Origin of the sequence: Methanobacterium alcaliphilum (assembly GCF_023227715.1) — an archaeon.
Classification (GTDB): domain Archaea; phylum Methanobacteriota; class Methanobacteria; order Methanobacteriales; family Methanobacteriaceae; genus Methanobacterium_E; species Methanobacterium_E alcaliphilum.
This window is the reverse complement of record NZ_JALKIF010000004.1, coordinates 78,770-94,186: the sequence shown is the minus strand read 5'-3', so window position 1 is coordinate 94,186 and position 15,417 is coordinate 78,770. Positions and strand designations below refer to the sequence as shown.

At 35.7% G+C, this 15,417-nt stretch carries 15 protein-coding genes; 5 read left to right on the top strand and 10 right to left on the bottom strand.

Features of this window, described 5'->3' with window-relative positions; all coding sequences use genetic code 11:
- Window positions 1–75 precede the first annotated feature (75 nt).
- The 3 genes from ileS (at window position 76) to MXE27_RS03935 (ending at window position 6,205) form a co-directional block, all read left to right on the top strand.
- Complete coding sequence (ileS, locus tag MXE27_RS03945; protein ID WP_248611104.1) at window positions 76–3,252, top strand: isoleucine--tRNA ligase; 3,177 nt, start codon at window positions 76–78, stop codon at window positions 3,250–3,252.
- Between the two features lie 192 nt (window positions 3,253–3,444).
- Window positions 3,445–5,595 carry a phosphoribosylformylglycinamidine synthase subunit PurL gene (gene purL, locus MXE27_RS03940; RefSeq protein ID WP_248611103.1) on the top strand — a complete coding sequence of 717 codons (2,151 nt, stop codon included), beginning with the start codon at window positions 3,445–3,447 and terminating at the stop codon, window positions 5,593–5,595.
- A gap of 43 nt (window positions 5,596–5,638) precedes the next feature.
- Window positions 5,639–6,205 (top strand): diacylglycerol/polyprenol kinase family protein, encoded by a 567-nt coding sequence (locus tag MXE27_RS03935; RefSeq protein WP_248611102.1) that lies wholly within the window; start codon window positions 5,639–5,641, stop codon window positions 6,203–6,205.
- A gap of 2 nt (window positions 6,206–6,207) precedes the next feature.
- Here the strand turns inward: MXE27_RS03935 and MXE27_RS03930 are convergent, their stop codons facing one another.
- Genes MXE27_RS03930 through MXE27_RS03920 form a run of 3 tightly spaced genes read right to left on the bottom strand, consistent with a single transcriptional unit; the run spans window position 6,208 to window position 9,510 of the window.
- A complete protein-coding gene (locus MXE27_RS03930) occupies window positions 6,208–7,344 on the bottom strand; it encodes an ABC transporter permease (protein WP_248611101.1) in 1,137 nt (378 codons plus the stop codon).
- Between the two features lie 6 nt (window positions 7,345–7,350).
- Entirely contained in the window at window positions 7,351–8,562 is a 1,212-nt protein-coding gene (locus tag MXE27_RS03925) for an ABC transporter permease (protein ID WP_248611100.1), read from the bottom strand.
- Window positions 8,563–8,592: 30 nt separating this feature from the next.
- Complete coding sequence (locus tag MXE27_RS03920) at window positions 8,593–9,510, bottom strand: ABC transporter ATP-binding protein (RefSeq protein WP_425438270.1); 918 nt, start codon at window positions 9,508–9,510, stop codon at window positions 8,593–8,595.
- A 240-nt stretch (window positions 9,511–9,750) separates the two neighbouring features.
- On the opposite strand from MXE27_RS03920, the gene MXE27_RS03915 reads away from it, so the two are divergent.
- Together MXE27_RS03915 and MXE27_RS03910 are read left to right on the top strand one after the other, a co-directional pair.
- Window positions 9,751–10,965 carry a molybdopterin molybdotransferase MoeA gene (locus MXE27_RS03915; protein WP_248611098.1) on the top strand — a complete coding sequence of 405 codons (1,215 nt, stop codon included), beginning with the start codon at window positions 9,751–9,753 and terminating at the stop codon, window positions 10,963–10,965.
- Between the two features lie 156 nt (window positions 10,966–11,121).
- The gene (locus MXE27_RS03910; protein ID WP_248611097.1) at window positions 11,122–12,348 is read left to right on the top strand and encodes a site-2 protease family protein; all 1,227 of its coding nucleotides are present in this window, start codon (window positions 11,122–11,124) and stop codon (window positions 12,346–12,348) included.
- A gap of 11 nt (window positions 12,349–12,359) precedes the next feature.
- Here the strand turns inward: MXE27_RS03910 and MXE27_RS03905 are convergent, their stop codons facing one another.
- The 7 genes from MXE27_RS03905 to MXE27_RS03875 all read right to left on the bottom strand — a co-directional run bounded on the left by MXE27_RS03905 (window position 12,360) and on the right by MXE27_RS03875 (window position 15,416).
- Window positions 12,360–12,527, bottom strand: a complete 168-nt coding sequence (locus MXE27_RS03905) for a hypothetical protein (RefSeq protein WP_248611096.1) — start codon at window positions 12,525–12,527, stop codon at window positions 12,360–12,362.
- A 9-nt stretch (window positions 12,528–12,536) separates the two neighbouring features.
- Entirely contained in the window at window positions 12,537–12,890 is a 354-nt protein-coding gene (locus MXE27_RS03900) for a DsrH/TusB family sulfur metabolism protein (protein WP_248611095.1), read from the bottom strand.
- Complete coding sequence (locus MXE27_RS03895) at window positions 12,880–13,479, bottom strand: (Fe-S)-binding protein (protein ID WP_248611190.1); 600 nt, start codon at window positions 13,477–13,479, stop codon at window positions 12,880–12,882. The genes MXE27_RS03900 and MXE27_RS03895 overlap by 11 nt, the downstream gene beginning before the upstream one ends.
- 21 nt (window positions 13,480–13,500) lie before the next feature.
- Complete coding sequence (locus MXE27_RS03890; RefSeq protein WP_248611094.1) at window positions 13,501–13,863, bottom strand: DsrE family protein; 363 nt, start codon at window positions 13,861–13,863, stop codon at window positions 13,501–13,503.
- Window position 13,864: 1 nt separating this feature from the next.
- On the bottom strand, window positions 13,865–14,239 hold the full coding sequence (locus MXE27_RS03885) for a DsrE/DsrF/TusD sulfur relay family protein (RefSeq protein WP_248611093.1): 375 nt from the start codon (window positions 14,237–14,239) through the stop codon (window positions 13,865–13,867).
- 76 nt (window positions 14,240–14,315) lie between these two features.
- Window positions 14,316–14,972: a DUF166 domain-containing protein gene (locus MXE27_RS03880; protein ID WP_248611092.1), complete on the bottom strand. Its 657-nt coding sequence runs from the start codon at window positions 14,970–14,972 to the stop codon at window positions 14,316–14,318.
- A gap of 18 nt (window positions 14,973–14,990) precedes the next feature.
- Entirely contained in the window at window positions 14,991–15,416 is a 426-nt protein-coding gene (locus MXE27_RS03875; protein WP_248611091.1) for an arsenate reductase ArsC, read from the bottom strand.
- Between the last annotated feature and the right edge of the window lies 1 nt (window position 15,417).

Below are 15,417 nucleotides of genomic sequence, written 5' to 3'. Positions count from 1 at the left end.
CATCTAATACAGTCTAAACTATCACATTGTAAATTTGCGATAATTTTTCATTAAAAATTTTTCAGGAGAGTAAACATGCCAATCCAGGAGGCAAAGAAATCATATGATTCCAAGCTTATAGAAGAAAAAGTCCAGGACTTCTGGGAACGTAGAGATATATACCAGAGGACCAATGAATTAAGGGAAAACAAACCCAAATACTCATTTTTAGATGGCCCACCATACTGCAGTGGCAGGATACATCTGGGAACTGCCTGGAATAAGATCATAAAAGACACTCATTTACGTTTTAAGAGTATGAGTGGATTTAACATCCGCCGCCAAGCAGGATGGGATACTCATGGTCTTCCAATTGAACATAAAGTGGAAGAAATTTTAGGCCTTACCAGTAAAAAACAAATTGAAACTGAAATAGGTATTGAAAACTTTATAAACAAGTGTCATGACTTTGCAGTGGAAAACAAGGCAGTAATGACTGAACAATTCCAGAAATTGGGTGTATGGATGGACTGGGAAAATCCCTATGTTACTTATGACCCAAAATATATGGAATCCTGCTGGTGGACACTAAAAAGAGCCAATGAAAAGGATTTATTGGTCAATGATTTACGGGTTATTACCTGGTGTCCTCGTTGTGAGACTGCCCTGGCAATGGCTGAAATCGATTACGAGAATAAAGACGATCCATCCATATTTGTCAAGTTCCCGATACTCAACCCTGAAGTTGCAGAAAAAGAGTTTGTACTGGTCTGGACCACCACACCATGGACACTACCTGCAAATATGGCCGTATGTGTACATCCTGATTTTGATTATGCATATGTGAAAGTCGGTGATGAAGTTTATATCATGGCCGAAGCATTGGTGGATCAATTGTTCGGGGCTGAAGATTGTGATTGTGAAGATGATTGTTGCAGTGAAAAACCTTACGAGATCTTAAAAATAGTCAAAGGTTCAGACTTACAGTTTAAAGAATACAATCACCCTTTACTTGAAGAAATTCCTGCACAAAAAGCATTCAAACACCAGATATTACCTGGTGAACACGTAACTCTAACTGAAGGTACTGGTTGCGTACATACAGCTCCAGGGCATGGTCCTGATGATTTTGAAATAGGAAAAGAATATGGGTTAGAAATATTTTGTCCCGTGGATGAAGCAGGGTTATTCAAAGACGAAGCTGGAAAATATGTTGGAGAATTTGTTAAAGAAGCAGATCCATTCATAATCGCCGACCTTGATGCCCACGGATTTCTTTTAAAATCAGAAATAATAAACCACAGATATGGTTTTTGTTGGAGATGTAAAACCCCAATTATCTATTTAGCCACCCAGCAGTGGTTTTTAAAGATCACTGAAATCAAAGACCAGATGCTAAAAGAACTGGATACTGTGGAATGGGTTCCGTCATGGGCTGGTGAAAGTAGATTCAGGAACTGGATTGAAAATGCCAGGGACTGGACAATATCCCGGCAAAGATACTGGGGAATACCTATACCTATCTGGTCATGCGAAGACTGTGATGAAATTAGTGTGGTAGGGTCGGTAGAAGAACTCAAAGAACTGGCCATTGAAGGCACTTTAGAAGGAGACTTCATACACAGACCTCACGTAGATGAAATTGTTCTACCATGTAATTGTGGAGGAAAAATGTACCGTACACCAGACGTACTGGATGTATGGATTGACTCTGGAGTAGCCGGATGGGCGTCACTCTATTATCCTCAAGAAAAGGACAAGTTTGAAGAGTGGTTCCCTTATGATTTCATTACTGAAGGGCACGATCAGACTAGAGGATGGTTTTATTCTCAATTAGGTACTGGAGTAATTGCCTTGGATAAAACACCATATAAAAAGGTTTTAATGCACGGTTTCACTCTGGATGATGAAGGGAAAAAGATGAGTAAATCTTTGGGCAATGTGGTAGAACCAGAAGAAGTCATTGCTCAATATGGTGCAGATATTCTAAGATTCTATCTTTTATGGGCTAACAAATCGTGGGAAGACTTAAAATTTGTTTGGGATGAACTTAAAAACGTAAATAAGATGTTCAACATCCTATGGAACGTTTATGTTTTCTCCACAACTTACATGTCCCTGGACAACTTCTTACCATATGAATACGCTGATGAGGATGTAAAACTAAGAGAAGAGGACTTATGGATTTTATCACGAATTAATTCCGTGACAAAAGAAGTTACAGAATCTTTAGATAAATTATTCTTCCACAAGGCCACCCGTAGTATTAATGAATTCATATTGGAAGATTTAAGTAGATGGTATATTCGACTCATAAGGGGACGGACTTGGGTTGAAAAAGAAGACCCTGATAAATTAGGTGCATATAAGACTCTTTACACGGTATTGGAACGCCTTATAACTTTAATGGCTCCAATAGCACCTCACATTACTGAGGACATCTATCAAAACCTGGTGAGAGGAAGTGATTCTGATGCTCCAGAGAGTATCCACATGCTGGATTGGACCTACTCTGAGGACTTAATTAACAAAGAACTCGAAGCAGAAATGGATGTAGTCAGGGAAATCATCGAAGCATGTGCTCGTGGTAGAGATGTAGCCCGTTACAAGCTGCGATGGCCTGTTAGCGAAATAGTAGTGGTATCTGAAGATGAAGAAACACTTGAGGCTGCAAAATCACTTCAAAACGTTTTAATGGAACAGGCAAATACCAAGAAAGTGATCACTGCTAGTGAATTCCCTCAATTGAAAGTTTTAGCCAAACCAAATATGAAAACTCTAGGCCCGCGCCTAAGGCAAGATGTACCTTTAGTTGCAAAGGAACTGGAAAAAGAGGATGGTTATGATATTAAACAAAGACTGGAACAGGGACCAATTACTGTAGAATTACCTGATAAAAGTATTGAAATTTCTCTAGAGGATGTTGTATTCGAAACAGAACTTCCAGAAGATATAGTGAGTGCCGAATTTGAAGGAGGAAGTGTGTTTGTCAACACAGAACTCACTCCTGAAATTCTCTCAGAAGCAATGGCCCGGGAACTTATTAGAAGAATTCAGGACATGCGAAAAGATCTGGATCTGGATGTAGAAGCAAATATTAATGTTTCTGTTAATTGTAGTCATGACTTCCAAGAATTGGTAGAATCTCAAAAACAATTTGTAGAACATGAAGTACGGGCTGAAAGCATGGTCTTCAGTGAGGAAAAAGGAGAATATACTAAAGAATGGAAAATATCTGATGAGAATCTTATGGTATCTATCAGTAAATCCTAATTTCTTTTCTTTAAAAAATTCTTTATTCCTTTTTTAAGTAAAATCATTTTTTTATTATAATGTGATAAATAGAATATTCAACTTTTAAGTCAAATAAAAGTAATATATGAAATTAATTAATTTTATATTCAGAAATAATTAAAATCAAACCAAAATCATGATAATTAATTTAACTTTAATTAGGGTGGTAAAATGGCATTAACCGATTCAGAAATGAAATTCATAAAAGAAAAACTGGGAAGAGAACCAAATTCTTTGGAATATGGAATGCTGGACATAATGTTCTCTGAGCACTGTTCTTACAAGAGCAGCCGCCCTGTACTGGGCCTATTTCCTACAGAAGGCGAGAAAATAATTTTAGGTCCGGGGGACGATGCAGGGGTAGTTGAAATCACAGATGAACTGGCACTAGCAGTAGGGATAGAAAGCCACAATCACCCTTCAGCTATTGAACCATATGGTGGGGCTGGAACCGGAATCGGAGGTATATTGAGGGATATTATCTCTATGGGAGCCATGCCCATTGCTTTACTGGATTCGCTACGGTTTGGACATTTAGAAGATCAAAAATCATGTTATCTTTTTGAACATGTAGTCAGGGGGATATCTGACTATGGTAACCGAGTAGGCATACCAACAGTGGGAGGGGAAGTAGAATTTGACGATGCTTTCCAAACGAATCCTTTAGTAAATGTAATGTGTGCTGGTCTGGTGCCTAAAAAAGACCTTAAAAGAGGAATTGCTCCCAACGTAGGGGATGTCTTCTTACTTATGGGTGGAATGACAGGAAGAGATGGAATACATGGAGTAACATTTGCTTCTGAAGAATTAACTACGGCATCGGAAATAGAAGATCGCCCTGCGGTTCAAATTGGTGATCCATTTACCAAGAAAAAGGTATTAGAAGCAAGTTTGGAGATTATGGAACAAGTACCCGTCTCGGGTGTCAAAGACCTTGGAGGTGGAGGTATAACCTGCTGCATTTCAGAACTGGCAGATAAATGCCATAACGGGGCAAAGGTAGATTTAAATAAAATACCCCTAAGAGAAGAAGGGATGACTCCATATGAAATAATGCTCTCTGAGTCCCAGGAGAGAATGGTATTTGTAATAAACCCTGCAAACGTTGATAAAGCTATAAAAATCTGTGAAAAATACGAACTTCCAGCATCTGTTGTGGGAGAAGTCACAAGTACGGATTTAATGGTGGTAGAAGAAGAAGGAGAAGTAATTGCAGAACTGCCCACTAATTTATTGGCTGATCCACCAGTGGTTCAAAGGGAAGAAAAAGAAATGGAAAAACCCTCAGAATATGTGGAAGTGGAACATCCTTCTGCAGAAGAAGCTCTTTTAAAAATATTGTCCTCAACTAATATTGCCAGTAAAAAATGGGTTTACAAACAGTATGATCATGAAGTACAAATTAGAACTGTAATAAAACCGGGGGACGATGCTGCTGTAATGAGGGTGGATGAAGAAAAGGCAGTGGCCTTGACTGTGGATTGTAATAGTCTTCACACTCGTTTAGATCCCTACGATGGTGGCGCGGGATCAGTAGCAGAAGCTATAAGGAATGTGGTAGCCATGGGTGCCCAACCCTTATGTGTGGTGGACTGCTTGAACTTCGGAAACCCTGAAAAACCAGAAGTATTCTGGCAATTCAAACAATGCGTAACAGGTATGGCGGAAATAGCTGAAAAATTCCAGACTCCAGTTATAAGTGGTAATGTTAGTTTTTACAATGAGACCGAGGGAATAACTGTTAACCCATCCCCCACAGTGGGTGTAGTTGGTGTAGTGGACATACCAAAAATACGCACCATGGATTTCAAAGAGGAGGGAGACAAGATAATAATCATTGGTAAAACCTACAATGAATTATCTGGTTCAGAATACCATCGCTCTGTTCATGGGTTGTTGCAGGGATCAGCACCAAAAATACGCATGGATGATGAACTGGAATCTGTAAAAAGCATTTTAAAACTACTAGATGACGATTCTGAAGGGGATATAACTGCGATTCATGATTGCTCTGCTGGCGGAATTGGGATAGCCTTGTCCGAGATGGTTATAAAAAGCGGCATGGGTGCTAAAGTAGATTTGAGTTTAACCCCTAAAGAAGATGTGAATGATTTTGAAGCTCTGCTTTCGGAATCACATGCAAGATTTATTATCACTGCAAAAGCAGATAAGGCAGATGAGATATTAACTAAAATAAAAGCGCCATCAGCAATAATTGGTGAAGTTGTGGGTAAAAACTTGGTTATTAAAGGCATGGTTGATTTAGATGTATCAAAACTTCAGGATGCTTATCAAGGAGTTATTGAAAAATACATGGCTTAAATTTTAAAAATATTTTTTTTATTTAAAGGAGTCTGGTGTTCTTTTGCAAGTACCGAGGGAGATTGTAAGACAACTAATACATGCATCAGGCATTCTTTTTATATTACTGGAAAGTTTCCTTAAACTACCTTATTTGATAATTGTGGCATTATTTGCAGCATTGGCTGGAGAGATAATTTATCAACTTGATAAAAAGAAATACCTACCTTTTTTTTCAAGAATATTAAGAAACTGCCGACGGGATAATTTGGAGAGGGGATTTATTCACTTCTTTTTAGCTTTAACTTTAACTTTTTCGATTTTCGGCACTAATTTGGCTGTGGTTAATACAGCAATAATTATTCTGGTTTTAGGAGACTCTGCTTCCACAGTCATTGGAACTCGCTATGGAAAAAAACTTCTGCCATTTAGCACTAGAAAGACTTGGGCTGGATCTTCAGCATTTTTTATCTTAGGATTTTTAGGCGCCCTAACTCAAATACCATTATATGCTTCCTTTTTAGGGGCACTGGCCGGCACTATAACTGAGGCTTATTCTCCTGTAGATGATAACTTAACTATCCCTTTAGCAGTAGGGGCAACGGTTTCAATAACAATGCTATTTTTGTAATTTTAAAGCCTAATAGCGCCTTCTTGTTTAAAAAAACGAACAGATAATGCAAATATTCCCAGAGATAGTAGTATTGATGGTAAAAAACCTAAAATCAGATCCAGCTGCAAAGTGGGTGTAGATGCCATACGCACCATTAAAACCGTAGGTATGATATTCAAAATACCTTGTAGCTGTGGAATATTCATAAAAAGAGGTACAAAGAGTATAAAAGTCGCAAAAAAGAGCATCAGCGTTATAGCGGAATTAGCTTCTTTGGTACTATCAACCAGCATGGAAATAAGGACCCCTAGACCAATAAAACCCAGCCCAACAAAGAATAATAGCACCAATATCAATAAACTATGGAAAATAGGTACTTTCAGTGCATTTAATAATAGTATCCACGCTGCGCTTTGTATTAGTGAAAAAATGAGTATTGGGAGAATTTTACCAATTATTACCATGGGTGCGCTCATAGGTGTCATTAAAAGAACTTCAAATGTTTTACGTTCTCTCTCACCGACTATACTGTCTGTAACAATGTTACTGGCCAAGAAAAACGGTAAAAGCAGTATGAAAGGCACTATAAATCCATACATTATCTCCACAAAATAAGAACTGTCCAGTGCTAGAGGAACTGCAGAATTTTCATTCACCTTAATTTCATTTAAATTAATTGGATTTTGAATAACATTTATCTGCGTCTGAGAAAATCCCTCTTTAGAAAGCCTTTCATCTAAACGATAAGATTCCAGTGCTTTGCTTATCTTCTCAGAAACAGCAGGATAAAAAACATTACTGTTATCAATTTGTACAGCAATATCTCCTTTAGAATTACTAATATAGACCAAGGCTACAATTTCAGATCCCACCTGCCTTTTAGCATTATTTAAGGTATCATAATAAATTAAATTAAGATTTTGCGAGTTTAAAGCTTTTTCAAGTGAGGTGCCATTTATTTCCTGGAGAACACCAACTTTTAGGGCCGTACTACCTCCCCACTCGTCCATTAAATCAGAATCAGTCACTACAGAACTGACTATGGCTAAACCAAATGCACCTAAAATAATTAAAAGCTGGACAAACATTACTAAGAGGTATATCTTGTTAGAAAGTATGTCCTGGCCTTCTTTTCGTGCTAAGGTAAGAATTTTCATGACAGTTCACTCATTTCCTTTAAATAGTTTGATTAATTTGTTTATTCCCATTAATTCAAATATCAGGTAAAAAAGGTTAGGCCTGGGCCCAAAAACTATATCATCTCTTCTAAAAAGCCATATGGCAATACTAAATGAAACAAAACTTATAATTGTGATGAATATTAAAGGCACGACAATATCTCCTAGAGTTAGGGTTTCACCAGAAAATATCTTGATAATGAGTGTCATGGTGGATAAACTCACATTCCTTCCCTGCTGGGATATGTAAGCTAATGCGGGGACAATTAAAAATCCGATTATGGCAATATATGCAAAAGTAATCCCTATTCCTGCTTCTTTATAATTTTTTGCAAATGCGGCTATAATGGCAGTTAAACCAACTATGGGTACTGCAGTGATTACTACTATAAGATAAATCAGAAATGGATTTTTAAGAGAAAAACCAGCCATTAGCATTACTATCATCCATAAAGCCACCTGTAAAGCCATAGTTATAATAACAGCCATACTTTTGCCCAATATTATATAAGATCTTGATATGGGCATGGCAATTAATATTTCGCCGGTTTTTCTCTCTTTTTCACCAACAATGCTGTCCACTACTAAATTTCCAAATAAAAATAAGGGCAAGAATAATAAAATAGCAGTCATAACCTTATTAATAAGTTGCAGGGGTAGTGATTCACCCTGAGCTTCTTGTTTGACTTGAGGCACATCCACGTCTTCTTGAGGACTTAAAGATGCAATTAATTGTTGTGATATTCTTGTCGCGGATTTATTTCCAGCCAATTCAACTTCATCTTTCACCACACTTCTTTTAGGGTCACTGTAGTCTAAAAAAAGATTGGCCTGGATTGGCTTCAAATTTTCTAAATTTAAACTAAGGGGGTCGCTGGCATTAACGGATAAATAACCAGTTTTATGGCTTTCATAAACTAAAGATGATTCTTTTCCATCAGTTTGGGTAATTTCCAGTATTTCGGGATTCAAATATCTAATAAAACTTTTTTCAGGGTCATAAACATCTAAAGATGCGAATTGGTTCAAAGAAGGTGTAAGCGAAATTCCCTCTTCAGATTCCACGCTGGCCATGAAATTATTGAAGAACATGATCATCAATAAAAGCACGGCTAACTGGAAGAAGAAAATAATCAAGAATTTTTTACTTGATAGTGTATTTTTTAATTCCCACTTAGTTATGATCCAGGATCCCATTTTATAAACCCTATTGAATTTTTTAATTAATTACTTTTTTTCCTGAATATGACTCACAGTCTGTATGAAAACGTCTTCTAATGTGGGTTCTTTTGTATTAACGGATTTAACGTTACTACCTAGTGAATCAACAATTTGTGCAATAACTTTTCGGGTGCTTAATGATAAATGTAAATCTTCTCCAGACCAGGAGATATTTTCCACACCATCAATTTTTTCCAAAGCACTTTGTTGAACAAGTGATGGATTATTTAACCCTATTTTAAGAATTATATCTCCATGTATTCGGGATTTTAATTCTTGAGGTGTTCCCATATCTAATATTTGTCCTTGATTTAGAATTGCTACTCTATCACAGAGAGCATCTGCCTCATCCATGTAATGTGTGCATAATATTATAGTTTTATCCCCTTTCAATCCAGAAATAAATTCTCGTATGGCTATGGATGTGGCAGGATCTAATCCCATAGTGGGCTCGTCAAAGATTATTATTTGGGGGTCATGAACTAAGGCACGGGCAATTCCAATTCTTTGACGAAGGCCTTTAGAAAAGGTATTAATTCTGTGCTGAGCGCGATGAGTCATACCTACCAGTTCCAAGAGTTCTTCGATTCGAGTTTCCAATTTAGCTTTAGGAACCCCATATAATTCTCCAAAGTATTTTAAAAGATCATAAGCTGTAAAACGTTCATAAAGGTTTGGTTCTTCAGGAAGATATCCAATCATTCCTTTGATTTCGATGGGTTTTTTTAAAACATCGTAATCTCCTACCATAACCTCCCCTTCATCTGGGTGAAGAATACAGGATATAATTCTAATGGCAGTAGTTTTTCCCGCACCATTAGGTCCTATAATACCTAATAATTCTCCTTTTTTTATATGCAAATCGAGCTGATTTAAAGCCACAATTTTTCCAAAGCGCTTGGTAAGAGACTTAATTTCAATCATGTTTTCGCTTGAACTCAATTTTAACCCCTTTTAAATTCGATTATTTTTTTACTTCTGAATATATTTATTATTTTAAACTTAATAAATTTCATAGTATTAACAGTATTAAAATCATTATGGGGAGGTCGTGATGGTACAAATAAAAAGATTAAACTTCATATGTTATATGGAGCTTAAACAAATTCATTTAATATTTTAATTTATTTAATTTATTAATAATCATTTAATCAGGTGTTCAACATGTTCCTATCTGAATTGATGTCTGTTGATCAGGCAATGGAAATAATAGATTCTCATCAAAAAGTAATGGACAAAGAAATAATAAAATTGGAGAACGCACACAAAAGAGTTAATTTTAATGAAATTTTATCTCAACACAGTTCTCCCCCATTTGATAAATCCGCAATGGATGGCTATGCTATAAAGGCTCAAGATACAACTGGTTATTCTGTAAGTAATCCTGCTTCATTAGTCATAATAGATAGTATAGGTGCAGGGGATGTATCTAAAGTAGAATTAAATCAGGGGCAAGCAGTTAAGATAGCTACTGGAGCACCTATACCTCTTGGTGCTGATGCGGTAGTTATGGAGGAATATACTTATCAAAAAGCTGGAAAATTAGATGTTATGGCTGCGATGGTTCCTGGAGAGAATATTTCATATACTGGCGAGGATATTAATAAAGGGGATAAAGTAGTAGATAGTGGGAGAGTATTAAGGCCTCAGGAACTTGCAATTATTGCTTCTGCAGGATTTGGCGAGATAGAAGTATACCAAGAACCAATAGTGGCGGTTATTATAACTGGTAATGAATTGGTTGATCCCACCCCTATTTTAGAGGACGCAAAAATAATTAATTCTAATCAATATGCTTTAAAAGCAATGGTAGAAAGTACTAATGCAAGGGTAGATGTATTCCATTGCAGGGATGATTTGGAGCTCATGGAAAATACTCTTTTAAGGGTAATAGATGATTATGATGTGGTTATAACTACGGGTGGGACTGCTATCAGCAAAGGTGACGTTGTAGTGGATGCAGTTAATAATTTAGGTGAAGTTTTTCTTCACGGTGTTGCCATAAGGCCTGGTAAACCTGTAGCATTTGGAATTATTAATGATAAACCTATTTTCATGCTTTCAGGATATCCAGTAGCAGCTATGGTTCAGTTCGATGTTTTTGTACGTACATATCTACTTAAAATGCAGAATATATCTTTTAAAAACAAATTAGTCAAAAGAATAAGCACTAAAAAAGTTCCTTCTAATTTAGGGCGTACAGATTATATCCGGGCTATTGCATCAGAAAACGAAGTTAAACCTATTTTGAGTAAAGGGTCGGGTGTAATCAGATCCATGGTGGATTCGAACTGTTACCTTGTTATCCCTGAAAATCAGGAAGGGTGTGGTGAAGGAGATGAATGTGAAGTTATTCTTTTCGATTCTTTTAATATTTGATTAAATATTCTTAATTAATTTATTTACTTTCAACTTCAAGAAGTAATAATCAAGTACTTATATGCTTAAAAGTAATTCGTATTTACTATAAATTTTATATATAAACCAGATAATTTGCATTAATAGATTATATGATTATCTAATCAGGTGAAAATAATGAATGCTTTATGGTTCTATGTCATTGTCTTTGTATTGATATGGATAATGGCATTATTGTTCCGAAAACAACTCAAAATAGAAATTCACGGTCCTTTATTAATGAGAAAAACTAAAAGAATGAGAGGGTTTATTGATAGATTAGCTCAAAAGAAATTTAATATAAAAGAACGCCACTATAACTGGAATTTATTTGGCAGGAATATTAATTTCAAGATAGGGCCCACAGTAAGCCCATGGAGAGTTTTTCTGAACATAGGAATACTCGTGGCTTTTTATTACATGTTCAACATGTTTTACATGCTTTTAATGTCTTTAAATCAGTTATTTGTGGCACCTCAAGCATCTCTTATTATCCCTGGAGTCGATATGCCTGGAAATCCTTTTTACATTCCATTAAGTTATGGGATAATTGGTCTGGCCACAGTGATCATTGTTCATGAATTTGCGCATGGAATTTTAGCTCGGGTGGAAGGGGTGCGCATTAAATCTATAGGTGTTCTCCTTTTAGCTGTACTTCCCGGGGCATTTGTAGAACCCGATGAAGAAGATGTACAAAAATCAAAAAGATCTGCTAAATTGAGAATTTTTGCGGCAGGTTCTGTAGCAAATTTAACTTTGGCTGCTCTAGCAGTGTTAGTTCTTGTGGGAATGAACACTTATGTAGTCCCCAATACTTTTGAATCTGATGGAATTCAAATCACCGGCCTGGTGCCTAAAAGTCCGGCCAGTGAAGTTTTAAAGCAGGGTATGGTTATTAAAAGTATCAATGGAATAAAAACTAATGATTCATCAACTTATGCTGAGGCATTATCCACACTTAAAATCGGACAAAATGTCAGTATAATGACATCTACAGGAACATATTCCATAAAAACAGAGAAAAATCCTAATAATTCCAGTAAACCGTACATGGGTGTTAGGAGCACCCCTAATCTCGTGATAAAAGAAAATGTAGCCAAAACTTTTGGGGACATTCCATTTGTAATTCCTTATATTGTGGAACTTTTCTTCTACATTTACGCCTTGAACTTTTTAATAGGGGTTTTTAATTTACTCCCTATGAAACCATTAGATGGCGGGCTAATGTTAGAGGAATTACTGAGATATAAACTTTCAGATAACCTAGTAAAACCCATAATCAATACGCTTTCCATATTTATCATTGCAATAATTGCTATAAGCATAATATATGGGACGGGAAGAGGAATTATGATGATGTTTTAACAGTATCCGATTTATCTGCTACAATTAAAACAAATATTTCCATTTCGATTGGTTTTGTAAACCTTACCACACTTAGGGCATTGCTTTGTCCTAAGTTTCTCTTTTTCTATAGGCACAGGTCGGTCCTGGCATTGGCAACGAATACCTACCATTTTTCGGGATTTTCTTTTCCTTTTCATTTCATTACCTTAAAAACTCAATACTTGGTCCATTTTTTCCATAATATCTACAACTAACTTCCCATAATCATTAAAAGTAGTTATTCCATTGATGATATGTTTATCGTGAATGCCTCTGGCTAAAATGTCATTATCATATGCCCAGACCTGATTTTTTTTAGATAGGGTATTTATTAACTCGGAATGGCCATGGCCATGTGTAGCACAATACACTCCATTACCGATTAAATAAATATAAATCTCATTTTCATCAGCATAAAGATTCAATAACTGAATGAAACTTGAAAAACCTGGTTCTTGAGGTGTTTTTGTTATTATAAATGCTATATGCATATTTCCACTTTTTAAATGATTAATATCCATTCCATCCCATGGTCTGCATCATAGAATCGCCTAACAAATTTCCAAGGCATTTTACATATTTCTGATTCCAGGGTTCCTGCAGAGGCAAGCAATTTTTTAATTCTTGATCTCCAGATAATATTTTAAATGCAAATGCTAGACAAGTAGTTTCTCCACATTCTTCACAGTTAGATTGGGGTAAACAATTATAAAGGTCCATAGGCCCAATTTTAGATAAATCAACCTCTTCTTCTTGGGTCATAGTTGATAAATCATCATAAACTTGGTTGATGGTTTCCATTATCTTTGTTATGGTTTCCACGGCATCTTCTTTATCTAAGGTTTTGTTCATAGTTACTTTACCTGATGGATAAAGTGTTATAAGGCGGTGGTAAATTGAAAGAGTTAAAATTTTCTTTTTTTCAACAAAATTAACTTTTCCTGGTGGATATCGTTTAACCATGTGTTTTAATATTGCATCTAAACTGGCATCTAACTGCATTAAAACCCGTACTTTTCCTTCAGTGGCAATACAAGGTTTTATATTTTTAATAGAAACTTTGTTTACCAATGATCCGTCAGTAAATACTTCATATTCTAATTCTTGCATCTCCAATTACAAACCTCCTGGTCAAATCCTGAGAAAAGCAATATTATGAGACTTGGAGATTATTATTTCCTGTAATTCTTTATCAGTGATTATTTCTGCGGCTTCTACTAAATCTTCTTCATCAAATCCCCTTTCTCTTAGAGATTTTTCATGCACAAATAGGCTGCCTTCAGGAAAAATAAGGTAAGTTAATTCTTCTACGCTTGGGAATTTTATTCTGTTTTCGCTGTCCTGCCCTTCTAAGGCAGCGTAAACTCCGTCTCCTAAAAGAAGCACATCTGAATCTACATGTTTATTTAAACAAGCAATACACACATAAAGCCCACTAAAAGCATCTTCATAACCGTAAGGGGCACGGTCGATGATTATTGTTGCAGATTCCATATTAAAACCCCAGACTGATAACTTTGTGGCTTTCTTGAATCCACCCCGCCAAATCATAGACATTGGTAATTTTAACTCCTTTGATGTACGGCTTTTTTGCACAACTATGTCCTCTGGCGGTGGAACAACGTATGCAGGCCCGTATATCTGCGCCTTTTTTTATAAGAGTCCTGAATTTCTCAGCTACATTTGGAAATGAATGGGGGTTCTGTTCTTTTTTAGGTATATGGGTAGCATCCATATATAAAAATAAATTAACCTGGTATTTTTTATCTAGAGCACTTTTTGCTATTTCATAAGCAATATCTGCGTACTGTGAACGATAAGGACCTTCTGTTAGTACAATGGTCAGAGTTTTTTGTTGATTCTCTACCATAATATATTATTGTAATTACAAGGATAAATAATTGTCCATGAATAATAATGAAGAATTATAATTTGAAAAATAATAATTAATTTTTTTCAGCTTTTTTAAGAGCTTTCTCAAATGCATCTTTATGCATATTGGCTGCTAATTCTTTTTTACACTCATCATCTGAGAATAATCGCATTTTAGGTGCTCTACAAGGGAAGTGCTGAATTTTTAAACCGGCTTTAATAGGTAAGTTTTCCTTACTATCTCCCGTTAATTCTTCTGCTACAAAAGCAGTAGCACCACAAGGAGAACATCTTAAAACTTCAATATCAATTATTTTATCGCCTTGACAGTTTATACGCACAATAGGTTGGCCGAATTTACTGACGAATTCATCAAATATAACATTTCCATTTTCTTCAAGATCACACATATTATCTGGCGCAGTGACATTTCTAAAACGAGTTAACTGATTTTTAAATCCTTCTCCTCTCCAAGCTCCAACAATTATCCACTCTACTTTATCATGTAACTGTTCTACCAACTCTAGAGTTAAATCAGGATGGAGTACATAAGTAATAATAATGTCTGCTTTTGAAATACGATTCATTGAATCGGAGGGGATTTCAATTTCATCAATGAACATTCCTTGTGGTGGTTCTAGTTCTATAAAGTCAGTTTCAAATTCTTTTTTAATATTTTCATAGGCACGTTCACCATAGGGTCCGTCTGTTATTATAACTACATTAATCATTTAATCCCTCAAAATAATTTAATATTTTACTTCAAACTCATTTTCAATCCATAATTTTATTTCATTCATTATTTCTCTAAAATATTTTATTTTAGCGGCATCATCTCCGGTGAATGCCTGGGGATCACGAAATCCTTTATGAATATGCTTTCTGGTATTGATAAATACGGGACAAACTTCGTCTTCTTCCCCACATAAAGAGACTACGTAATCAAATTCATACTCCTTAAAATCATTCAAGCTTTTTGACTTTTTTTCACTTATATCAATACCAATTCCACTTAAAACTTCAATTGTAATTGGATTAATTTCTTTTGGATCAGAACCTGCGCTGTAAACTTCGTAATAGTCACCATAAATTTCTCTAAGGAGAGATTCAGCTAATTGGGATCTGCAAGAATTGTTTTCACAAATAAAAAGTACTTTATTTTTATAAGATCTCATT